Origin of the sequence: Saccharibacillus sp. JS10 (genome assembly GCF_024436065.1) — a bacterium.
GTDB lineage: Bacteria > Bacillota > Bacilli > Paenibacillales > Paenibacillaceae > Saccharibacillus.
The window spans coordinates 93,963-117,099 of sequence record NZ_JANFNS010000004.1 but is presented as its reverse complement, the minus strand read 5'-3'; the positions used below and the strand labels follow the sequence as shown (position 1 = coordinate 117,099).

17 protein-coding genes are annotated in these 23,137 nt (G+C 48.3%); 8 read left to right on the top strand and 9 right to left on the bottom strand.

The features are described from left to right. Positions 1–25: 25 nt before the first annotated feature. From NOM90_RS13380 to NOM90_RS13370, 3 genes are all read right to left on the bottom strand, one after another. On the bottom strand, positions 26–1,405 hold the full coding sequence (locus tag NOM90_RS13380) for a sensor histidine kinase (RefSeq protein WP_255942577.1): 1,380 nt from the start codon (positions 1,403–1,405) through the stop codon (positions 26–28). Continuing rightward, positions 1,402–2,079, bottom strand: coding sequence for a response regulator transcription factor (locus NOM90_RS13375; RefSeq protein ID WP_255942576.1), 678 nt, complete (start codon positions 2,077–2,079; stop codon positions 1,402–1,404). The genes NOM90_RS13380 and NOM90_RS13375 overlap by 4 nt, the downstream gene beginning before the upstream one ends. A 161-nt stretch (positions 2,080–2,240) precedes the next feature. Beyond that, complete coding sequence (locus NOM90_RS13370) at positions 2,241–4,904, bottom strand: S-layer homology domain-containing protein (protein WP_370866611.1); 2,664 nt, start codon at positions 4,902–4,904, stop codon at positions 2,241–2,243. Between the two features lie 229 nt (positions 4,905–5,133). Here NOM90_RS13370 and NOM90_RS13365 point away from each other — a divergent pair, with 229 nt between their 5' ends. Next, a complete protein-coding gene (locus NOM90_RS13365) occupies positions 5,134–7,494 on the top strand; it encodes a helix-turn-helix transcriptional regulator (protein ID WP_255942574.1) in 2,361 nt (786 codons plus the stop codon). After that, the gene (locus NOM90_RS13360) at positions 7,491–9,098 is read left to right on the top strand and encodes an extracellular solute-binding protein (RefSeq protein WP_255942573.1); all 1,608 of its coding nucleotides are present in this window, start codon (positions 7,491–7,493) and stop codon (positions 9,096–9,098) included. The genes NOM90_RS13365 and NOM90_RS13360 overlap by 4 nt, the downstream gene beginning before the upstream one ends. On the opposite strand, the gene NOM90_RS13355 is transcribed toward NOM90_RS13360, so the two are convergent. From NOM90_RS13355 to NOM90_RS13335, 5 genes are all read right to left on the bottom strand, one after another. Beyond that, a complete protein-coding gene (locus NOM90_RS13355; RefSeq protein WP_255942571.1) occupies positions 9,086–9,433 on the bottom strand; it encodes a DUF4260 domain-containing protein in 348 nt (115 codons plus the stop codon). The two genes, NOM90_RS13360 and NOM90_RS13355, sit on opposite strands and share 13 nt — an antisense overlap. Before the next feature lie 2 nt (positions 9,434–9,435). Then, positions 9,436–10,059, bottom strand: coding sequence for a TetR/AcrR family transcriptional regulator (locus NOM90_RS13350; protein ID WP_255942569.1), 624 nt, complete (start codon positions 10,057–10,059; stop codon positions 9,436–9,438). A gap of 186 nt (positions 10,060–10,245) precedes the next feature. Then, a complete protein-coding gene (locus tag NOM90_RS13345) occupies positions 10,246–10,674 on the bottom strand; it encodes a DUF3237 family protein (protein WP_255942567.1) in 429 nt (142 codons plus the stop codon). 3 nt (positions 10,675–10,677) lie between these two features. Continuing rightward, a complete protein-coding gene (locus NOM90_RS13340; RefSeq protein WP_255942565.1) occupies positions 10,678–11,610 on the bottom strand; it encodes an alpha/beta hydrolase in 933 nt (310 codons plus the stop codon). A gap of 46 nt (positions 11,611–11,656) precedes the next feature. Next, on the bottom strand, positions 11,657–12,598 hold the full coding sequence (locus tag NOM90_RS13335) for a DNA-3-methyladenine glycosylase family protein (RefSeq protein ID WP_255942563.1): 942 nt from the start codon (positions 12,596–12,598) through the stop codon (positions 11,657–11,659). Between the two features lie 268 nt (positions 12,599–12,866). On the opposite strand from NOM90_RS13335, the gene NOM90_RS13330 reads away from it, so the two are divergent. From NOM90_RS13330 to NOM90_RS13305, 6 genes are all read left to right on the top strand, one after another. Beyond that, entirely contained in the window at positions 12,867–14,081 is a 1,215-nt protein-coding gene (locus NOM90_RS13330; protein WP_255942562.1) for a GntR family transcriptional regulator, read from the top strand. A gap of 401 nt (positions 14,082–14,482) precedes the next feature. After that, entirely contained in the window at positions 14,483–15,736 is a 1,254-nt protein-coding gene (locus tag NOM90_RS13325; protein ID WP_255943028.1) for a glycoside hydrolase family 125 protein, read from the top strand. Positions 15,737–15,770: 34 nt separating this feature from the next. Then, positions 15,771–17,141 (top strand): extracellular solute-binding protein, encoded by a 1,371-nt coding sequence (locus tag NOM90_RS13320; protein ID WP_255942561.1) that lies wholly within the window; start codon positions 15,771–15,773, stop codon positions 17,139–17,141. An 83-nt stretch (positions 17,142–17,224) separates the two neighbouring features. Further along, complete coding sequence (locus NOM90_RS13315; RefSeq protein ID WP_255942560.1) at positions 17,225–18,091, top strand: carbohydrate ABC transporter permease; 867 nt, start codon at positions 17,225–17,227, stop codon at positions 18,089–18,091. 21 nt (positions 18,092–18,112) lie between these two features. Then, complete coding sequence (locus tag NOM90_RS13310) at positions 18,113–18,937, top strand: carbohydrate ABC transporter permease (RefSeq protein WP_255942559.1); 825 nt, start codon at positions 18,113–18,115, stop codon at positions 18,935–18,937. Between the two features lie 41 nt (positions 18,938–18,978). Further along, positions 18,979–21,798, top strand: coding sequence for an alpha-mannosidase (locus NOM90_RS13305; protein ID WP_255942558.1), 2,820 nt, complete (start codon positions 18,979–18,981; stop codon positions 21,796–21,798). Between the two features lie 476 nt (positions 21,799–22,274). Here NOM90_RS13305 and NOM90_RS13300 read toward each other — a convergent pair whose 3' ends face one another. Further along, complete coding sequence (locus tag NOM90_RS13300) at positions 22,275–23,111, bottom strand: nitroreductase family protein (RefSeq protein ID WP_255942557.1); 837 nt, start codon at positions 23,109–23,111, stop codon at positions 22,275–22,277. Between the last annotated feature and the right edge of the window lie 26 nt (positions 23,112–23,137).

Here is a 23,137-nt window from a genome sequence, read left to right as displayed (position 1 = left end):
ACGCAAGATGAACAGACTCAGAAAGTTAAGATATAGAGGTGTCGGAATAACGAGGTACTTCGCGAGGCAAAGTCACGGTAAAGACCGTTCCTTGCCCGTATTCGCTTTCCACTTCAACCTTCCCGTGATGCAGTCGTACAATCTGACGCACAATCGCAAGACCGATTCCGCTGCCTTCATATTGCCGACTGCGCGAACGATCTGCTTTGAAAAAACGTTCGAATACACGCTCCAGATCCTGCGGCTTGATCCCTACACCCTGATCGGCGATCTGCACGTAAATCTGCTCTTTGCGTTCCGTCAGCGTAATCGAAATTGTGCCGTGATCTGGAGAAAACTTGATCGCATTCCCAATCATATTGATCCATACCTGCTCCAATTGATCTGCATCGGCAATAAATTCTACGACCGGAAGTTCTAAATCAAATTCAATCTGACGGATCGACCATTGAGGCTGTAATGCAATAACCACCCGGCGAATCTGCTCGTCTAGCCGAATTTCAGCACGTTGCAGCAGCGGCTTCGACTCTAATACACTTAACTTCAGCAAGTTATCGCTCATTCGAGAAATTCGATTGGCTTCGGAAGCAATAATATCCAAGTAGCGACTTCGCTGTTCATCGGACAAAGACGAGTGTTTGAGCGCTTGCGCATAACCTGAGATCGACGTCAGCGGTGAACGGATTTCGTGCGATACATTGCCGACAAAGTCGCGGCGCATCTCTTCCAATTGCCGAAGATCCTGCGACATCTCTTCAAAACTCCGTGCAAGCTCGCCCAACTCTCCTTTTTGCCGAATATCGAGTTTGACGTCGAAATTCCCGGCTGCAATTCGCCGCGTCGCCCGGGTGAGCTGCTGAATCGGACGTACGATAAATGCCGCTGCTCCCAAAAAGACCAAACTTCCCGCAACCAACGCGTAAAGAGAAAAGTTTAACAACCATTTCACGATAAAAGGAACCGTAGCGGAACCGACCGGCTCGATAAACATAGCTCGAACGCCCTGATTAGTCTGAATGGACATGCCAATCAGTTCGATCGTCACGCCATTAGTATTGATCCGAATCTTTTCGCCATCAAATACCCGTTGTACCATATCTGGTGTGATCGTCGTCTCATGAGAAGCCGGAGTGCCATATCGTTGGAATTGCTCCGGTGTCTCGTATATCCGAATATAGTATGAATCCAATTGCTTCATTTCACTGACAAACTTGTCCGCTTGCTCCGATGGCATCACTTCATACAATCTTCCGATATCTTCAGCGAACTGAAATAACGGAATTTGTAGGTTTTCGTTCATTTGATCTCGAAAAGCCCATGTCGCCAACCAAAAAGCCAATAAAGTACTCCCAATCGCTGAAACAAGAAAGATCAAGACGACCCGCGTATATAGCGAACGGATCATGCTTCAACCTCCAAGCGATATCCAAGTCCCCGCACAGTCTCAATCTGAAGCCCACCGAAAGGGACAAAACGTTCTCGCAAACGCTTGATATGCACATCTACGGTGCGATTGTCTCCGGTGTAATCGATGCCCCAGATTCGTTCGATCAATTGCTCGCGCGTATAGACTTGCCCCGGTGTCTCAGCCAGTGTGTAGAGCAACTCGAATTCTTTGAGCGGCAGCGTGAAGGTCTCGACTCCAGCGGTGACTTTATACGTATTGCGATCCAGCTTCAGGCTTTTGCCTACAGTGACCGTTTTATCGACAACGCTGCGGGAACGCTTGAGCAAAGCGCGCACACGAACCGTCAATTCGAGCGGATCGAACGGCTTCGTCAAATAATCGTCCGCTCCAATTTCGAATCCTTTTACTTTTTCCCACGTCTGACTTCTTGCCGACAGCATTAATAAGGGCAGATGAGCGCTGCGGCGTCTTAATTCCCGGCACAATGCCCATCCGTCCATTCCCGGCATCATAATATCAAGCACAACCAGATCAACCGAGTTCGAAGCTTGCAGCGCAAGCGCTTCTTCTCCATCGACAGCTTCTATCGTTGTAAATCCATCGTTATGCAAAAAAAGGCAGACTAGCTCGCGAATATGAGCATCGTCGTCCGCAACTAAAATGGTCGGCATCGGTGTTCATTCTCCTTACGTGACGATCTAATCGGCAAAAAGCCGTTGCTTGTATTATACAAGCTTCATTCTCAAAAAAATCACATGCTTTTCTAAGCAAAAAAAGCCCCTCCAACTGGAAGGGCTTCTTTCGTCTGGATTTTACGATCAATTCAATGTACTTACAGCCCTTGCAGCAACGCTTTTACAGACTCGTCGCTCTCAAGCGTGCGTACGATCAACGCGAGTGCTTCAGCGCGGCTTGCTTTTTTGTCTGGAGCGAATGAAGAATCGGAAGTTCCGCTTAACAGACCTGCTGCGGAAGCTTGTTGAATGACACTAGAAGCCCAGTGATTGTTGCTTACATCGCCGAACGATGTCGAAGTTGACGTGGTTGGAAGTGCATTTAAGCTGATCAGACGCGAGATCATAACCGCCATTTCAGCACGACTCACGGATGCGTTTGGCTTAAAGTTTCCATCGCCGTATCCAGCGACTACACCCAGTTTGGACAGGGCATCGATATAACCGGAAGCCCAGTTCGAACGAACGTCACCGAATGAAGAATTCGTAGCCGATGGCTCAATTCCGAAAGCACGCGAGATCATCGCTGCAAACTCGGCGCGAGTGACTGGTGCATTTGGACGAAGCGCTCCGTTGTTGTAGCCACTGACGATCCCAAGTTTTGCCGCTTTATCGAGTACGCTACGTCCCCAATAATTAGCCGGCACGTCAGAGAATGAGCTCACTGTTGTTGACGCATTGCTTACTGCGGCAGTCAACGCTTGAAGCAGCTGCGCCGAATCAATCACGTTCGAGCGGAATGGGCTAACTGTCGCTGGCACATCCGTCGAACCCGAAGGCGTACCCGGAGTTGGGGTCGGGGTAGGCGTTGGTGTCGGCACCGGTGTTGGCACTGGCGTTGGCGTCGGTACTGGTGTTGGTGCAGGTGTGACTGTACCTCCTCCAGTCGAAGGCGGGTTGCTTGTGCCTGGATTTGGAGTTGGATTTGTCGTTGTGCTCGTCACAGCCAATACTACTTTGCCATTCTCGTAATTCACTTTAGAAGAATAACTTGAAGGTAATCCTGTTACTTCTACCTTTTTGAATGTTCCGGTCGCAGCGCCGTCATGTGCAATCAAGGTTACATTTGCGTTCGCGGGTACATAACTGTTTGCGAAGTTCACTTTCAATGTACCATCGGCTTTCAATGCGCCTTTGACATCGAGCATATCTTTTGAAGAACCGATATTCAGTTGCAACGTGCCGTCTGTGTTTTGCGTGAAGTCTCCGTCGATTGTCAAAATACCGCCGTTGTATACGTTTTGCGTAACCGTCGCGTTGTTTACAACATCGCCTGTACCGAACGCCGAGGTTGACATCGCTTCGATGGTACCACCATTGATCTGAGTACCGCCGCTATACGTATTCGCACCAGACAGTTTCAACTTGCCCGTGCCTTGTTTGTTCAGGCTGCCTACACCGGTGATGTTGTTGCGCCACAGATCTTCTGCGTAGAATCCGCCTTTCGCTGCATCCATATTCACATTGACTGCGCCGCTGAATGCGCCGTATCCGTTACCGGCTTCGAACAGATTCAGACGTCCCCAACCTTCCGGATCATCCAACAGCGGATAGCCGGATTCCAGACCTGTGGAAGCCAGTACTTCGCGGAGTTGTTCTTTTTCTAAATAAGGGAAACGTGTTTCGATCAGTACTTCCGCGCCTTTCGGTACAACCATCGGCTTGTCTTTATCTCCGATTTGCGGGAATCCGTAAGTCAGACGCTTCGTGTAATCGGCTTTGTTTTTCTCGTAATCTGCAAAACGATCCGGTGCTGTACCTGTTTGCTTCAACAATACGTCATGCGCTTGATCGTAAGCTTGTTTCTTCAACTCAGCGTTAGCTGGATCATTCAATGCCGCGGCTGCCAGCGCAGTCGCCAGAACGCGACCGCCCATCACGTCAAACGGCGAGTGCATACCTGCTACGATCCGACTTTGACCCATTTCCGAAGCACGCGTCAACAATTCTTGGAAACGTTCCGGTACTGCGTAGGCAAATGACAACGACGCAAGATATGCCGCATTCGTGTGACCGCTTGGGAATCCGCCGTCGGTTGCTGGCGTTGCACTAATTACAGGTACAAGCGTTGGAAGGACGAGCCGGTTCTCTGTAGTATTTTCCTGTTGGTTTACCCAACGGTAAGGACGCATATATTGGAAGAAGTTTTTGGATGGATTGCCCGAAGCGCTGCCGTTACGCACGGCACCGACCAGATCGACCATTTTGCCTAAAGGAGAGTTGGAATCTCCGCCTGAGTTGGTGCTGCCTGGAGTCCCTTCCGTTTCGCTATATTTTACAGTCGTAGCGTCAGATGGAACTTTGGGAATCGTTGTTGTTGTTCCGCTTATGTCACGATACACATCAGTCAGTGATCCCAAACCTTCGACTGCGCTATACGTCTGACCACGGCGGTCAATGAGAAAAGCCAGTTCGGCATCGGCTTCTGTGCGAGTTTTGGATAAATCGTCTACGTACTTGATATTTTGATTCAGAACGTACTCAAATTCTGGGTTCTTCGTTCCGTTATCCCAAGAAGTACCCGGTGTCCACAATTTTAAAAATTCAGACAACGTTCCGATAGCCGCATTACTTTCGACCGTTTGATTGTCATTTTTGTTCGTCTTATAGTTATCGACAAAGTATCCCCACGCTGGTGCTGATGGAACTTCAATATTATAAGAGTAGGGTGCCGCGATTGCTGGATGGATCATAGCTGTATTGGACAAAATAGCAAATCCCATTGCAACGACTAACATTTGTTTCATCGGTCTTTTTTTCACGGGTAGATGGCTCCTCTTCGTTTGGATATTGATTTGGGTGGACTAGAATCGCTAAGAATGTAGCATCCAGCCGAGAATTTCAGCAATAGAACAATTTCGCCTTCATAGCATTTTGAGAGTTTTTTTGCTGATTTTGCGGATTTCAAAGGATTTAACGCTCCCTTTACATAAATAAAGAATAAAGAAATTGTCGTTTCGGTATAATCGCACGCGAAGAGGAGTGTGTACGATGAAAAAACGAAATTCGGTATGGACGCGTCTGGCTGTTTCTTATTTATCTATTGTACTCGTCATCGTGCTTTCACTATGCTCGGTGTTCTATATTTATTCGTCGCAGCGCCATTTATCGGAACTTGAAAATCGCAATCAAATGACACTGACGAACGTAGCCAGAACGATTAATTCCGAAGTCTTTCAACGCGTTCAACAAGTCGTGCTCGGCTTAACGCTTGATCGGACATCCGATCTGAGTTTATTTCAACAGACCACATGGACAGAAGAACCTACGCAAATATTGGAATGGCAACAATTATTGAAATCAAAAGTTGCGGCGCAGCCTGATCTGATCGAAGCGATTCATCTTTACGATCCGCGCAGCGGAATGATGCTGTCTTCATCCTACGGCTTGATTGACCGCGAAGATCGAGAACGGAGTAGCAACCAGTCGATTGATTGGATTGAGGAGATGTCGACGCTACAAGCTAGCGGTATGTGGACGAAATCCAGAGAAATTCCGACTGATTTATTTTCCAAACTACCGGGCGGCGACGAGCAAAAACTGCTGACGTATGCCCATAGTTATCCGTTTCAAGCTTCGGGTGCTGATAGTCAATTGATTGTTGCCGTCGATGTCAAAGAAACCGCGATTGAAGCGATCATACATAATATGATGCCCTTTCAATATCGGGAAACGTGGATGATGCAAGATTCCGGTACTCTCGCGATGATGCCGCAAGCTTTATCTGCCATGCAGCCGTATATTGAATGGAGTCGCAGCGCACATGAAGATCACCCCACTTCAAAAGGCGACTATACCCTTTTCCACGAAACTTTGCCGACGACAGGCTGGACGCTGTATAGTGCGACGCCGCATAGCTTTTTCCAAGAACAATCTTCGGTGATTCAACGGTTGGTGTTGATTGTATCGGTAGTCGCTATGCTCATTGGATTATTGCTTTCCGGTGTAATGACCAAATTAATCTATAGTCCACTCAAAAAAGTCGTTGCCACAATCAACAAGCTTAACGGGCATCCGATTTCCGACAGTAACGAATACGGCATCATCGATACGGCTTTGCAGCATTTGAATAACAAAATCTATACGTTGGAAGAGCATCTTCGCGCGACTGAACCGCTCGTGCAGCGCAATCTGATCTTAAAACTATTACAAGGGTACTCGGCAGAACTCTCGGAAAAAGAACAGATTTGGATCAAGCAATTGTTCCATGAAGCAGTCGGATTGCGTTACATGCTGCTGCACGTGAGCCATATCTCAAAAAATCATGAACATCCAGTCGATACAGACTTCGATCATGCTCGCCTTCTTTCTAGGTTAGAGCGTGTCATTACAACAAATCTTCGCGTCATTGCCGAAAAATTATCGAACGGAACAATCGCCGCGATTATCGTTCGCCATAGCGGTTCAACGCCTGCGACAGAGCATCTTGATGATGGATATACAGACGTTCATCATGCAGAAATGGCGGAGCTTGCTTCTAGCTTCCAACAGACTTGCAGCGATATCCCCGGTGTGACGATCCAGATGGCGTGGGGATGTGAAGTTAGGGAGCCTGCGCTTCTGCATCGTAGCCGAAGCGAAGCGGAAAGCCGCCTGACTTACGCGTACTTTTTGCCGGAGAAATTTGCTCTGCAAGATTTTCCTTGGGCAGAGCGAGAAGATAGTTTGGAAGAAATTCCGCAAGCCGTCTTATCCAAATTCCGCGACAAGTTGCCGGGACGTCAATTGAACGAAATTATTGAATCTGTCGACGATATTATTGAAGCAACCAAAAATGGACGTTATCCAGCGGATTATTGTCATTTTATTTTGTCGAATACGGTATTCGCGTTCTCCGATTATCTGAAAAGTATTCGTTACAAGCAACCGAGCGGCGGTCATCCCGATCTGCATCGTCAGTATATCGTGCTGCCTCATATCAATGCTTTTCGAAGCTGGCTGCTGAGTACACTCACTATTTTTCTGTCGGAAACGGAAAAAAGGAACAGCGATCGATCCACGGACACGCTAGAATCGGCAAAACAGTATATCGATACTCATCTAGCCGACGATTTGTCATTGGAAGCCGTATCTTCGCAGGTATTTATCAGCGCCAAATATTTAAGCCGGCTGTTCAAAGAAGAGTTAGGCATCACCTATACCGAATACGTGACCAAACAACGGATTCATACCGCCAAAATCTTGCTCGAAAAAGGCGGAGCGACGATTGAGCAAATTTCGACCGCGGTCGGATACACCACAACCGCGTATTTTATCAAAAAATTCAAAGAAGCTCATGGTTGTACGCCCGGTCAATATTTACGCGAAAGCCGTAAGCAAACGAAGTCTTTGCAGCAAGGAGGAGCCTCATGAACAAAATAGGCACGCGCATCTTCGCAGGCTTCGTAGCAGCAGGAATCGGATTCGGCGCCGTCGGTTGCGGCAACAATAAAAACGACAATGAGGTACAAGTCCAGTCCAATTCTTTGGCGACATCGACAATCTCTTGGACGCTTCATCAAAATGCGCCGATTCCCGAAAATGCAGAAATGATTCGTTATCTCGAAGAAAAATACAATGTGGATCTGGACATCTGGAATCTGGAAAACAATCGATACGAATCGTTGCTTGAACTGAAAATTGCACAGCAAGGCGCGCCTGATCTGCTTCGGGTGCGTCAACCGCAAGATCTGCTTAAAGTCCAGCAACAAGGGCTGGTCACAGAGATTCCTTTAGACACCTTGGAGCATTCTGCGCCTAATCTCTTTGCAGCACTGAACAAGTATGCGCCAGGTTATCTGGAAGACGGGAAAATCGAGGGCAAACTTTATGGAATTCCCGTCATCAACCCAACCAACGCGTATCGGATTCCGGTCGTATATCGGCAAGATTGGTTAGACAAACTGGGGTTGAAAGTACCGGATACGTTGGCAGAATTCGAAAAGATGATCTATGCGTTTACGTTTGAAGATCCTGACGGTAACGGAATCGATGATACGTATGGATTATCGATGGAAGGCATGAACGTGGTGTTTGGAGCTTTTGGACAAATCGTATTTGCGGATCAGCTTTATTTTAATGAGAAAAACGGCAAAAAAGTGATCGGCGCCTTAGAACCCGAAATGAAAGAAGCGCTCCGTTATTTGCGAAAATGGTATGCAGACGGTGTAATTGATCCGCAGTTTTTGACCGGGGAAAATAAAGGCGGTTACAAACATCTGTCCCATGCTTTTATCAATGGGCGAATCGGGATGACTTCGATGGGAAACTACTATCATTGGATCGACGATAACGATTATCTCGCATGGAATGTGGACGAACGAGGTCTGGTGATCGAAAAGCCTGTTCAAGCAACCTACAATATCAAAGAATTAAAAGCCAAAAATCCGGACGCCAAAGTCTCGTTTGGACGTCCGTTCATGGGACCACATGGGAAACGGGGTTCGAAAGCTTACGATATGCTGATGAGTTTTACAGCTATTGGAGCCAATGTGGTAGACGAACCGGGAAAAATGGAGAAGATTTTGCAAATCCTCGATGACGTGAGCGCCAATCCCGACGATAACGAACTCACCACTTGGAAAAACGGCATCATCGGAAAACATTGGAATTGGGCAGATGCTTCGCATCAAGATATCGTGACCTTGCCGCCTTATGACCGGGAAACCAACTTGCTCAACAAAATCGGTGCAAATATCGGGATGACCCTTCCTTTTCCTCAGACCGGACGCCGTGAACAATGGGCTTCGACGCTTCATCTGGATCAAGACGGGATCTATAATGCGCTGGAAATCGCAACGCCGTCGCTCGTTCGCAGCAGCGAGCAATTGATCGCGCTGCGAAATCAAGCTTATCTGGCGTTTATTACGGGTGAACGTCCACTCGATGAATTCGATAATTTCGTGCAAGAATTCCGAAAAGCAGGAGGCGACGAAGTGTTACGCGAAGCGAACGCTCTTACCTCTTATACGCGCTGAACGTGTGTGTCTTTGAAGCCTGTTTCGTATTTCAGACCATAACCCATTGTCCGATCGATGCCGATATGTGCCGTCCAGATCAGACCGATCATCGTTGGCCACTGGGCGTCGAAGATCAATCCGGCAAACAAGATCAGCATCGGAATCAAATACGTATGAGCGGCGTTGTAGACAGCAGCGCCGACTTTGTTGCCCATTGCGTATCCAACCATCGATACATCCGGAACAAGCAGCAGGAGTACGAAAGCCAGCCAGCTATACCCGCTAACAAAGTAGAATGTGATCGCAGCGGCAGCGATAACGATATCTTCTAAACGAATAATTTTTTTGTTCATGATTATTGATCTCCTTTAGGTTGATTTTGAGATTGAATACCGCCGAGAATCCAGCCGATACTTTGCGACACTTGCTCGTACGAAATCGGGGCTTCGGTGAGTAGCGACGGCGATTGCAACGTAAGCCCGTCGAAGACTGCCTGGATCAGCGATGCGAGAAGCTCTTTCTCTTGTTGCTGTAGAGGTAACTCCAATCGATCAAGCACGTGCATAATGCCGGCTTTCATCTGCGTATAGATGCTGAGCAGTTCGGCAGCAAGCTTCTCGTTATTGACGCTCTCTGACCATAAACTGATGAGGAGTGTAAACCACTCCGGGTTTTCTTTGCGGAACGTCGCTACATGCTGCAACCCTTGTTGCAGCATGTCTTGCGGCGTAGATGTGGGATCGATCTGAGCAAAAGCAGCTTTCATACCGCGATTGATCATCCACTCTCTGACCACTTCGACGAGCAATGTTTCTTTCGTACCGAAGTGATAGCCGATCAACCCTTGAGCAACTCCCGCTCTTGCGGCGATCTCTTTCATTGAAGCTTTGGCATATCCGACTTGACCGAATAAAGTAAAAGCAGCTTGCATGATTGCGGCTTTTCGTTCGTCCTGAGGCGGAGATTGTTCATTTGTCATATCTATTCGCTCCTAATTCATACCTTGATTTTTAAAAACTGTTTGATTGAACAGTCAGTTCGTGCTTTTAATATAAAACTGTTTGTTCGAACAGTCAATAGGTATTTTTATCTTTTTTAACCTTTATTTTTGCATACAAAAAAGCCCTATTCCTTTGCAGGACAGGGCTTTCTCCGTACTTCCTTGTTACGTTTGCCGATAAATCACAATCTTCACGCCATCTTCTGACGGCAAGCCTTCTCCAATTAATATACTGTCGTTTAAAAAAGACAACGCAGAGCTATTCGTAAATAGCCGCGGCGTGGTGCGAAAAAGAACATCCGTTACACTGGAATCAAACTTCCCGTTGTTCTCGATATAAATCTCGCAACTTTGTCCCGTATGGTCGTTTCCACGCAGCATATACCGAGCGGATAGATGATGATCTGAGCCACCTTTTCCGATCATCTGCGTATCTACGCCGCCATTTAGAATATCGCCTTCGAAAAAGGCTCCGGTCGCATGACCGCTAAAAAGAATCATGACGACGGAAGCTCCTTCTGGATGACTCATCCGAATCTCTTCATTGATCTTCACGTGAATATTCATGATTTCTTCGCGCTCTGAATAAGTCATGGCTTAATCGCTCCGCTGTTGAAAGTTCAGCTTATCTGTAAACGGACGATTCAGATGCGTGGATAAAAATTTAGCGGTAATCTCCAGTACTTGCGGACTCCAGATTCCGGTACCATGATCCGCTCCGGCTACTTTATAAAACAGAACGTTCTGATCGTTCGCTCGCAGCGCTTTGTACATTTCGATACTCTGATTGATATGCACGATGCGGTCGGAATCTCCGTGAATAATCAGAAAAGGCGGAAGTTTGCCGCTTAAATCTTGATGCAGTGGGCTCGCTTTTTTCGCTACTTCTTGATGCTCTTGGACTTTACCGCCGACAAATAATCCTTCCGGCGCATCTGCCGCGTCATGATCCAGAATATCGTTATGTTTTCCCAAAGTCAGCAGATCGGTTACGCCGTAATAATCAATCACCGCCAGCACTTCGTCCGACTGATCGGCATGCGATCCGTTATTATATTGTCCGATCGTCAGACCCGTCATCAAGGACAAATGCCCGCCGGACGAATCGCCCCATACCGCAGCACGCTTTGGATCGACACTATACTCGGACGCGTGTGCGCGCATAAATCGCAGTGCGCTTTTCACGTCTTCAAGCGCCGCCGGAAAAGGAGCAATATCGGTATCGCGAATCTGCACGCTGGCGATTACGTAACCTTTAGCCGCAATATGCGACAAGTTCGGAATCGCGCCATACATCTGCTGAGGACGCCAAGCTGATCCTTGAATAAAAATAATGAGCGGGAACAGGTACCCTTCGCGTTGCGGCTGAATAATCTGAAGCGTTCGCTCCGTACCTTCATGATTGGCATAGACCACATTCGGATGATAATTACATGAATAAAAATTGCCGGCTTCGGCAAAATCTCCGTATAACACCTGTGTACCTTCCGGCATTTCATTGGCAGCTCGGCGTGCAGCTTGATGATCCATTTGTTTTTCCCCTTTCCGAGTTCAAATTTGGATGTATAAAAACACCTTAATACAATAAGCGCCATAAATAAAACGTGGCATACGATTCCCAAGCTGTCCATCCGGCGGAAAGCTCCAAAATCCGTTCTTTGCTTGGCTTAGTGTCCAGACCCAATACATGGCGAATCGCATGATGCAGACCCACGTCGTCGATCGGAAAAGCATCCGGCATTCGCAAGCAACGCATCAGTACATAATGAGCCGTCCACGGACCGATGCCGCGAATTTTAACGAGTTCCTTTTCGGCTTGTTTGACGTTTTGCGTTTGGAGCAGTTGATCTTTGCTTAACTTCCCGCTTGCAATCAATTTGGCGGTATCGACGAGGTATTCGCATTTTTTGACCGTCGTCATGCCGACCGCGGACAAATCTTCCGGCGTCAAAGCCGCAATGGTCTCCGCAGTCGGAAATAGCCAATATTCTTCGCCTTCGCGCTGAATACTTCTACCGAAATTTTCGACAAATCTTCGTTTTAACGTATACGCAAAAGACAGGTTGATCTGCTGACCGAGAATCCCCCAACAAATCGCTTCGTATAGATCGGGAATTCCCATATTGCGTAGCCCGTAGAACGAAGCCACGGCTTGCCGAAGCAGCTCGTCTTGCTCTGCCATTTTGTAAAAAGGCTTCAAATCCGTACCTAGATCAAACCAATCGTAGACGTACCTAGCGACGCCAGCACGCAACATCTCATTTTGAACTTGTGGCTCGTCGATCCAACGAATACGTAAGTGGGCAGCATCTTCCGGAGTGATCGCGACGACTGTATCCACATTACCGACAGCGATAGCTTTGTAGATCGCGCCGTCTTTGAGCGTATATAGAGATTCATTCGTAGCGGTAGATAGATGGTCGTAATTTTGTGTGAAACTAAATTCGGTCGGAACTTGAAGGAGTAAGTCGTTGCCGTCATTTTGCCAAAACTGCGAAGAGAGAGTTGTTCTTTGCATGTGCTATAAGGTTCTCCTTTTCGATCTGAGGTAGAAAGACGTTGAGATGTCCTTATTATTAACCGTTTTATTGAGATGGTCGCTAGATTCCGAGCAAGAAGTTGGAATTGGAGAGATACAGACTTTTCCATGTTTTTCTTTTTACAGAAAAAGAGTATACTGTTTAAGATCTAACTAGCGCAGAAATTCCATTCTTCCTTTCTTTGATATAACATGATATATTATATTGAAATAGAGTAGAAAAACGTTTCTGGAGGAGGAGCTTGTATTGAGAAACGATTCGGCTTCCAAGCCGATGTACGAGCAAATATTCGAAGCTTTACGTGAACGCATACGTCTTCACCAATACAAAATCGGCGAACGGGTTCCTTCCGAAAAAGAATTATGCGACGAATTCGGAGTTAGCCGTATTACGACGAAAAAAGCGCTGGAAATGCTGGTCGCGCAGCAGCTTGTCGTCCGTCAACCGGGTCGAGGTTCTTTTGTGGCGGATCTGTCCGCATTCGACGAATCTCCGGCTCTGCAAACTAGCAATGAGCCTTCAAATCTCGGGCTTTCGGATAAAAAAAGCGAACGACCTTCGGCGCCTAAACGCAAACCGCTGATCGGTCTAGTGATTACGCATTTCAGCGATATGTACGGAACCGAGCTGGTCTACGGGATGGAAGAAGCTTCGCGTGAACACGATAGCTTTCTCGTGCTACGCCGCTCTTTCGGTATTCCTGAACAGGAGCAACGCAATATTGTCGAACTGCTGGAACTCGGCGTAGACGGTCTGATCATTTTCCCGGCGCAGGGCGAATATTTCAGCGAAGAGATTTTGAAGCTTGTGATCGGAAAATTTCCTTTTGTGATGATCGACCGCTTCCTCAAAGGAATTCCGGCTTCTTCGGTCAGCACAGACAATGCAAGCGCCGCCAAAATAGGCACGCAGCGTTTATTCGATCAAGGGCATCAACATATCGCGTTTCTGACGCAGCCGCCAATCAATACAACAGCGATTGAAGAACGGATCAAAGGTATTGTCGAAGCGCATAGTGAACGGGGTATTTTGGTAAATCGCGATTTGTGGGTGGATTCCCTGGTTTCGACATTGCCGAATTCATTCGATCCGCAAGATCGGGTAAACGATGTGAATACGATTGTGCAGCATCTCAAAGAACATCCCGAGATTACGGCTTTGTTTGCCGCGGAATATCCGATCGCCCTGTTAGCGGAAGAAGCCGCGGCTCAACTTGGACTTCGTATTCCTGAAGATCTATCGCTGATTTGCTTCGACAGCCCGGAAAATCCAGACGACATCCGCATTACCCATCTGCGGCAAAATCAGTTCCAGATGGGTAAGCAGGCGTTTGAGATGGTGCTGGAATTGATGAAAAGCAGCGATCAGACGGTGCAAAGAGTGGAGCTTGCGGCCGAACTCGTTGAAGGGGTTACTGTAAGTGAAGCGGCGGGAGTTGAGCAAGGAGTTAAGCGGTCTTAAGCATTGTTTTGCTGAGAAAAACCGCTACAAGAGAAATTCGTTAGCGTATGCTTACGATGTGTCTTTCTTCGAAAACTTTTAGGTCGCGTGTTGAAATCAAGAGTTTTAAGCTTTTAACGGATAAGTTATCCGTTAAAAGCTTTTTTTATTGCTCTTTTTATTCATTTCTTTTTTCTCTTTGGCTAGAAATTGTTGGCGGAAGAAGGAAATCAGTCCCTAAAATATGATATATCAATATCGTTTACATTCAAAAAAAGCGTGATTTTTCTCAAATAAACATATTGACATGACATTACAATACAATTAGGATAGTGAAAGCGATTCAATTTAAGAACGAATTTGAAGGAGGCTGAATAGTGACGGATTCTAACAACTCGACAATCCCGACATCTTTGCAGACTATGATCGAGCGCATCCGAGAAAACCTACCGGATCAACCTAAGCTGGTTACGATGTTTGAAAATTGTTTTACAAACACCCTACTCACCACCATTCAACAAAAAGAAGACGGTACGACTTTTGTCATTACCGGCGATATTCCGGCGATGTGGCTACGCGACTCTGCGGCTCAAGTTCGACCTTATCTGGTGCTGGCACGCGAAGACGAGCAAATCGCTTCGATGATCGAAGGGCTGGTCAAACGCCAGATTGAGTATATCCGCCTTGATCCTTATGCAAACGCTTTTAACGAACAAGAAAGCGGCAACGGCCACCAAGACGACTTGACGCAAATGAACGATTGGATCTGGGAACGTAAATACGAGATCGATTCTCTCGCTTATCCGATCCAACTCAGTTATCTATTGTGGAAAAATAGCGGTAAGACTTCGCAGTTCGACGAATCGTTCCGAGCAGCGGCAAACACGATTTTGGAATTATGGCGTACCGAGCAACATCACGAAACCAAGTCGCCGTATACGTTCCAACGTCTAAACGCACCGCTCACCGACACCCTCGTCCGTGAAGGAAAAGGCAGCGAAACGACCTATACCGGTATGACTTGGTCGGGCTTCCGTCCGAGTGACGATTGCTGCGAATACGGATATCTCGTTCCATCCAATATGTTTGCGGTCGTCGCTTTACGCTATTTGACCGAGATTGCAGAAACCGTTTACAACGATAAAGCTTTAGCGGAAGAAGCGCGCAAGCTATCCGCCGAGATTCAAAACGGCATTGAGCAACACGCAATTGTCGAACATCCGGAATTCGGAAAAATTTACGCTTACGAGACGGACGGCTTCGGAAATCACCATCTGATGGACGATGCCAATGTCCCAAGTCTACTCTCGCTTCCTTATCTCGGATACGTCGATGAACACGACGAAATTTATCTCAATACACGACGCTTTATTCTTAGCTCGTCGAACCCTTATTTCTACGAAGGAACCGCCGCTTCGGGAATCGGAAGCCCGCATACGCCGGAAGGTTATATCTGGCATATCGCGTTATCGATGCAAGGGCTAACGTCTCAAGAACGCGAAGAAAAGCTTCGGTTGCTGGAACTGATCCGCGACACGGATGCCGATACGGGGCTTACTCACGAAGGATTTTCTGCCAATGATCCAAGCGAATTTACTCGTCCGTGGTTCTCTTGGTCGAACATGTTGTTTAGCGAATTGATTATGGATTATTGCGGTATTCGTATCACCAAATAAACCGGGACTACATATCCCATAGAGGAGAATCTTCATGAGAAAGACGATTCCATTCAAAACGATCGCAACAACCGCTATGGCTTCCGCTTTGATCTTCACGGCAGCATGTTCGGGTGGCGGCGGCAACGCGGCATCTGACGGTAAAACCGAAGTCACCGTGTCGTTCCGCTCTTCCGGTTCGCAAGATACGTTGACCAAATTTTTCGAATCTGGCCTTGTAACCAAGTTCGAAGAAGAAAACCCGGATATCAAAATCAATATCGCTCCGGTTCTTGCCAGCGAAGGCGACTATACGTCCAAAATGGTCTTGCAAATGAAATCTCCGGATACTGCGCCTGATCTGATTGCGGAAGACACTTCGATTATCAAATCCGATGCGGCAGCCGGCTATCTGGAACCGCTCGATATGCAAGTCAAAGGTTGGTCGGATTGGGACGAACATATTATCGAAAATCTTAAAGCCGGCGTAACCGGCGAAGACGGCAAAGTGTACGGCGTTCCGGCAACGTCCGATACGCGCGGCATTTGGTATAACAAAGATTTGTTCAAACAAGCCGGTCTTCCGATTCCTTTTGAGCCAAAAAGCTGGGCAGAAGTGCTCGAAGCCGCTCAAACGATCAAGCAGAAATTGCCGGATGTAACGCCGCTGAACATGATCGTCGGCAAATCCAACGGCGAAGGCGTAACGATGCAGACTTTGGAAATGCTGCTGTACGGCACCGAAGATAAACTTTACAACGATGAAAGCAAAAAATGGGATCTGGACAGCCAAGGGATGCTCGACTCGTTCAACTTTATCAATCAGCTGTTCAACGTAGATAAAGTCGGGCCGTCGATGCAAGTCGCACTCAACGGCCAAGCAGGCAGTATCGCGTTCCAGCAGCTGCTCCCGCAAGACAAACTGGCGATGGCAGTAGACGGAAGCTGGGCAGGTTCGACTTGGTCGGCTGACGGCGCAGCGCCGATCGAAAATGTTCAAGACAAAATGGGCTTCGCTCCATTCCCGACCCAAAACGGTCAAGAACCGGGTTCGACGACAATGTCGGGCGGCTGGGCATGGTCGATTCCGGCTCAAGCGCAGCAAAAAGATGCGGCTTGGAAATTCATGGAGTTCTTGATGAACAAAGAAAATGCAACCGGACGCGTAGTAGCCGAAGGTAGCCTTAGCCCACGTAACGATTCGGTCGATGTCGAAGGATATACCGATCGTCCATTCGTCGAAGAAGCGCAAGAATTATTGAATGTCGCTCATTTCCGCCCGGCGAACGATCAGTATGCGACGGTATCGGCGCAACTGCAAAGTATCGTCGAAAGTATCGCTTCCGGCAATCTGACACCGGAAAATGCCGTGACCCAATTGAAAGAAAACGTATCTCGCTCGCTTGGTGCAGATAGCATCGAATAAAGATTCAGCATCAACCTGATTGCCATCTACGGGGCGGAGGAGCGTCGGCTTCTCCGCCCCCTTCCGCGAATGGAGTGTGAATTATGACCCGAAAAATGCCCGGAGCGTACCTGTTTTTGATGCCCTCCGTTTTGCTGCTGTTGATCTTTTTCATCGTACCGATCTTTCTGACGATCGGACTGGCTTTTACCAATATGGCATTGACCGGCGCGGCTGCGAAAAGCCTTGAATTCGTCGGTTTCCAAAACTTCGTCAATATGTTCCAAGACCCGGATTTTCGGATTAGCGTTTGGCGCACATTGATCTTCCTGATTTTTTCCGCTGTAATCGGACAAGTGCTGCTTGGATTTATTTTGGCACTTCTAATGAAAGAAAAAAATGTCACGTTCCGCCGAATCATCGGCATTATCGTTATTGCAGGTTGGGTGACGCCTGAGATCGTTGTTGCTTTTTGTATGGTCGCGTTTTTCAGTGATAGCGGTTCGCTTAATCAGATTTTGGGATGGTTCGGCGTAAGCCCGATATCGTGGTTGTTCTCGTTCCCGATGGTCAGTGTCATTATAGCCAACATCTGGCACGGTACGGCATTCTCGATGATGGTATATCAGTCCGCACTCGATGATATTCCGAAAGAAGTCGAAGAAGCCGCGATTATCGATAGTGCAACCGGCTTCCAAATCATTCGCCATATTACCATTCCTATGGTGAAAGGCTCGATTGTTACCAATATGATGCTCGTTACGCTCCAAACCCTTGGCGTATTCACACTGGTGTATACGATGACTGGCGGCGGGCCGGGTACGTCGACGCAAACGCTCCCGATCTTTATGTACAATCAAGCATTCGTCAATTATCAATTCGGTTACGGTACGGCGATCTCGCTCGTGCTGCTTCTAATCGGAATTGTGGCAAGTCTGTTCTATATGCGTTCGATGAAAGTTAAGGTCTAAGCTGAAGGAGGTGCAACCGCAATGGTCAAACATCGATTACAACGTAATATTCAATATGGCATTTTAGTGATTCTCGGTCTGTGTTTTTTACTGCCGCTGCTCTGGATCATTCTTGCTTCATTCGATCCTAACGCACAGCAAGGCATCAAAGCACCGGACACCTGGACATTGCAAAACTTTAAAGACGTCTTAAGCGATTCCAGCAATCTGCGTTCATTCGGCGTCGGTCTGATCTTATCGGGCGGTCAAGCGCTGCTTGTCGTCGTCGTATCCGTACTTGCGGCTTATCCGCTATCCCGTTACGAAATGCGATTCAAAAAAAGCTTCTTACTCTCGATTTTGTTCATGACGGCGCTGCCGATCACGGCGGTTATGGTTCCCGTCTTCCAAATGTTCTTGTACTTGAATCTGCAAAACTCGATCTTCGCTACGATGTTGTTCCTAACCTCGTCTTCCCTGCCTTACGGCATCTGGATGATGAAAAACTTTATGGACTCCGTGCCGATCGATCTGGAAGAAGCAGCTTGGATGGACGGCGCTTCGGTCTGGACCGGGCTGCGTAAAGTGGTCGCTCCGCTCATGCTTCCGGGTATTTCGACGATTGCGATCTTCACCTTTTCAGGAAGCTGGGGCAACTTCTTCGTTCCGTATATTTTGCTCCAAACTCCGGACAAACTGCCGGCTTCCGTTACGATCTATCAATTTTTCGGCAGTCACGGCATGGTCGAGTATGGTAGACTTGCAGCATTCTCTCTGCTATACACGATGCCTTCGGTTGTTCTGTATATCTTCTCGCAACGTTATATGTCCAAAGGATTCAGTATGGGCGGCGCGACAAAAGGTTAAGCTGCCGGCAAAAGAAACCCGCGATTTTATAGGAGGTTCATATGTCTGACAAAAAAACGGTTCATCTGATCTCGCACACGCATTGGGATCGGGAATGGTATATGCCTTACGAACACCATCATGTATTGCTGATTGAGCTGATGGACAAATTGCTCGATACGCTCGATCAAGACCCGGAATATCGGTATTTCCATCTGGATGGGCAAACGATTATTCGCGAAGACTATTTGCAAGTCCGGCCGGATCAACAAGAACGTCTGGACAAATATATCCGCGAAGGTCGGATTCAATTCGGGCCGTGGTATATTTTGCAGGATGAATTTTTGACAAGCAGCGAAGCGAATTTGCGGAATCTACTGATCGGGCATCAAGACGCGAAGCCGTTCGGCGTGTTATCCAAAACCGGCTATTTCCCGGATTCGTTCGGCAATATGGGGCAAGCGCCGCAAATTTTGCAACAAGCCGGGATCGATAACGCGATCTTCGGACGCGGCGTCAAACCGACAGGTTTCAATAACGCGGTCGTAGATGCGGATAGTTATGAATCGCCGTATTCCGAAATGATCTGGAAATCACCGGACGGTTCGGAAGTACTCGGGATTTTGTTTGCCAACTGGTATTGCAACGGGATGGAAGTGCCTGCCGAAGCCGACAAAGCCAAAGCGTATTGGGACAAAAACTTACCGGACGCCGAGAAATTCGCTTCGACGAATCATCTGCTGTTCATGAACGGCTGCGACCATCAACCGATCCAGACCGATCTGCCGGAAGCGATCAAAGTCTCGTCGGAACTGTACCCGGATATTGAATTCGTTCATTCGAATTTCGACGATTATATCCAAGCTGTAGCTGCGGAAGTACCGGACGATCTGGCAGTTATTCAAGGCGAATTGCGCAGTCAGCACACAGACGGTTGGGGCACGCTTGTAAACACCGCTTCTGCGCGCGTGTATCTCAAGCAATTGAACCAGCAAGGTCAGACATTGCTTGAAAAAGTGACCGAGCCGCTCGCGACGATGGCGCATCTTGCCGGGGTGAAAGCTTACCCGCACCATCTGCTGACTTATGCTTGGAAAACGTTAATGCAGAATCATCCGCATGACAGCATTTGCGGCTGTAGCGTGGACGAAGTGCACCGCGAGATGTTGACCCGTTTTGCGAAAAGCAGCCATGTCGCGGAAAAAATCGCGCAGCAAAGCGCAGAAGCGATTGCAGCTGCGATCAATCAGGAAGTGTTGGCGCAATGGGGCGAAGGCGCTGTGCCTTTCGTTGCTTTCAATACAGCGGGCTTGACACGCAGCGGCGTGCTTGAGACCGAATTGTTGATCGGGAAAAAGTATTTCCCGGAAGGCCCTAATCCGCAAGCTCTGGCGCGCGAACTAGAATCGACTCCGCTGCCGACGTTCGTCGTTCAAGACGAAACCGGGCGCGTCTATACCGCCGAGATTCAAGACCTCGGCGCGCACTTCGGCTATGAATTGCCGAAAGACCGGTTCCGCCAACCGTATATCGCGCGCAAAGTAAAAGTCATTTTCCAAGCGGTCGACGTGCCTTCCTTGTCGTACCGGACGTATGCACTTGTGCCTACCGAATCGGCCCCTGTGCAAGAGTCGAATATCCAATCGGATGCTGTATCTTCGGTCGTCGTCAACGGAAATACGATTGAAAACGACAAGCTCAGCGCGACCGTAGAAGCCAACGGGTCTTTGACTGTGCAGCTCAAAGCAAGCGGTCATATCTATAGCGGGCTGAACGTGTTCGAAAATACGGGCGATATCGGAAATGAATATGTATATCGCCAGCCGGAAGGCGAAAAAACGCTAACGACGGAACATCTGCAAGCCGAGATTACGGTCGTGGAACATTCGCCGTACCGCGCGGTCATCCAAAGCGTATTGCGCTGGGAGATTCCGGTTAGCGCAGACGAGACGTTCGATATGGAAAAACGTCAGATGGTTCCGTTCACGGAACGTACGGCGCAGCGCAAAAAGCAGACTGTTCCGCTCGTGCTGACGACGGAGTATACGCTGGAAGCCGGCAGCGAAATGGTGAAAGTACGCACTTCGTTCAACAACCAGGCGAAAGACCATCGTCTGCGTGCCTTATTCCCGACCGGTATCCAAGTCGATCACCATTACGCGGATTCGATCTTCGAAGTCGCGAAGCGGGATACGGCGCCGGCAAAAGAATGGATCAATCCAAGCAATGCACAGCATCAACAAGGATTTGTGCATGTGACCGATGGCGAGCAAGGGTTATTGATCGCGAACAAAGGCTTGAACGAGTATGAAGTGTTGCGCGACGGGCGTAACACGATTGCCGTGACGCTGCTTCGCGCGTCGTCGGAACTTGGCGACTGGGGCGTGTTCGAGACGCCGGAAGCGCAATGTCTGGGAGAGCAGACGACCGAGTATGCGATCCGTCCTTTCGCGGGCGATGCCGCGAAGTCGGGTGCGATCGGAGAAGCGTATAGCTATCCGGTGCCGTGGACCGTCGTGCAAGCCGGAACGCTTGCGGACGCTTCGGAGCGCGATGCGCAGAAGCCGGTTCGCGCAGCGAACGCCGGCGCCGCAGCAGATGCGGCAAGCACGCTGCCGCTATCGTCGCAATTCGTCGGCTGGAACGAATCCGACACGACGATGGCGTTCTCCGCATTGAAACTGAATGCGGAGACTCAAGACGTGATCGTCCGCTGGTACAACCTCGCGGACGAAGAAGCTTCGCTGAATGTCGAAGTCGGCTTCGACGTCGAAGCGGCTTACGCCAGCGACGTGTTGGAACAACGCGGCGAGGAATTGAGCACGCCGCATAACGCGGTAGGCGGCTACAAGATCGTGACGCGAGCTTACCATGCTCGCTAAGCGATAAACGATAGGTATGCCAAAAACCCCGACCTTTATTAGGTCGGGGTTTTTCTTTTCAAGGAATATTCGTTTAGATCGTATGCTTAAAGATCGTTCTGCTTACTTCGCTTGCGCCCTCGGAAAGCGGCATAAATCACAAAATAAAATAATACAGCCAAAGGATAAACCCTTCTCGCCCAGTCAAAAAAAGCCGAACCGTGATCGCCGATGCACACAAGCACGCCCAAAAGAAGCAAAGCTATGTTTTCTTCGGAACGATGATCGACTCCATAGCGCACGGCTCTAAATGAAACGAGCAAAAGTATAGCAAGTAATATCATTCCCATCAAGTCACCGATAACAACACCCCAGTTATATAGACACTGAGAGCGAATATAAAGTTACGCATTGAATATTATCGAGTGACTTGCGCCTCATCAAAAAGCTACCGTCCACAAAACGCAGACGGTAGCTTTACTTCTCATCCGATATACTCAGTTCACTTCATCGTTATTCATAAAATTCTGCTTTTTCAAATAATTCAAAATCGTCTGCGAATACTCCAGATGCGATTCTTTGGTGTACTTCGCGATGGTATAGACTTGGGCTAGATTTTTCAAGCCGAGTTCTTCGGTCATCGCTTTGAGCTTGGGAACGTCCATATAACGCTGCCAGCCTTTTTCGTTGCGGTCTTCGTAGATGTCTTCAATCTGCTCGTCCGTATAATCTTGATACTGCTCGTAATGTACAAGCCCTTGCTGCGGCAAACGGTCGCGTAGAGGCGGCGATTCTGCAGGATAACCGAGCGAATAGCCGACTACCGGCACGACGCCCGGCGGCAAATTCAACAGTTCGCCGATCTGATCGCAATTTGCAAGCGTCGAGCCCATGTAGCAGATGCCCAAGCCTTCGTTTTCTGCCGCTAACGCGCAGTTTTGCGAAGCTAAGGTTGCGTCGATCGTACCGATCATAAAGCTCATATAGTTGTCAAAATGCACCGGCGCGTCGTTAAGCGTCAGCCATTTGCGCATCCGGTTGAAATCGGCGCAGAATGTCAGCAATATAGGCGCGTCCAGTACCATCGACTGATCCATATGCGGCGTATACAACTTTTCCCGAAGCGCTTTGTCGCGCGTCACGATAATCGAATACGACTGCATGTTACCGCTGGACGAGGCGCGAATGCCCGCTTCCAAAATCCGTCCCAGCACTTCTTGACTGACTTCCCGATCTTCATATTGGCGAATCGAGCGGTGTCCGTGAATCACGTCGTTAAATTCCATCGTAAATTCCCCTTCCGGCGCATCTTGCAGATTGGTTGTATGTTGCATTTATCATATCGTAGTTTGCTCGCTTG

Coding starts and splice junctions, on each gene's coding strand:
- NOM90_RS13320 (WP_255942561.1), top strand. CDS start 15,771: ATGAGAAAGACGATTCCATTCAAAACGATCGCAACAACCGCTATGGCT.
- NOM90_RS13305 (WP_255942558.1), top strand. CDS start 18,979: ATGTCTGACAAAAAAACGGTTCATCTGATCTCGCACACGCATTGGGAT.
- NOM90_RS13365 (WP_255942574.1), top strand. CDS start 5,134: ATGAAAAAACGAAATTCGGTATGGACGCGTCTGGCTGTTTCTTATTTA.
- NOM90_RS13315 (WP_255942560.1), top strand. CDS start 17,225: ATGACCCGAAAAATGCCCGGAGCGTACCTGTTTTTGATGCCCTCCGTT.
- NOM90_RS13375 (WP_255942576.1), bottom strand. CDS start 2,079: ATGCCGACCATTTTAGTTGCGGACGACGATGCTCATATTCGCGAGCTA.
- NOM90_RS13350 (WP_255942569.1), bottom strand. CDS start 10,059: ATGACAAATGAACAATCTCCGCCTCAGGACGAACGAAAAGCCGCAATC.
- NOM90_RS13325 (WP_255943028.1), top strand. CDS start 14,483: ATGATCGAGCGCATCCGAGAAAACCTACCGGATCAACCTAAGCTGGTT.
- NOM90_RS13335 (WP_255942563.1), bottom strand. CDS start 12,598: ATGCAAAGAACAACTCTCTCTTCGCAGTTTTGGCAAAATGACGGCAAC.
- NOM90_RS13340 (WP_255942565.1), bottom strand. CDS start 11,610: ATGGATCATCAAGCTGCACGCCGAGCTGCCAATGAAATGCCGGAAGGT.
- NOM90_RS13380 (WP_255942577.1), bottom strand. CDS start 1,405: ATGATCCGTTCGCTATATACGCGGGTCGTCTTGATCTTTCTTGTTTCA.
- NOM90_RS13360 (WP_255942573.1), top strand. CDS start 7,491: ATGAACAAAATAGGCACGCGCATCTTCGCAGGCTTCGTAGCAGCAGGA.
- NOM90_RS13355 (WP_255942571.1), bottom strand. CDS start 9,433: ATGAACAAAAAAATTATTCGTTTAGAAGATATCGTTATCGCTGCCGCT.
- NOM90_RS13300 (WP_255942557.1), bottom strand. CDS start 23,111: ATGCAACATACAACCAATCTGCAAGATGCGCCGGAAGGGGAATTTACG.
- NOM90_RS13345 (WP_255942567.1), bottom strand. CDS start 10,674: ATGACTTATTCAGAGCGCGAAGAAATCATGAATATTCACGTGAAGATC.
- NOM90_RS13310 (WP_255942559.1), top strand. CDS start 18,113: ATGGTCAAACATCGATTACAACGTAATATTCAATATGGCATTTTAGTG.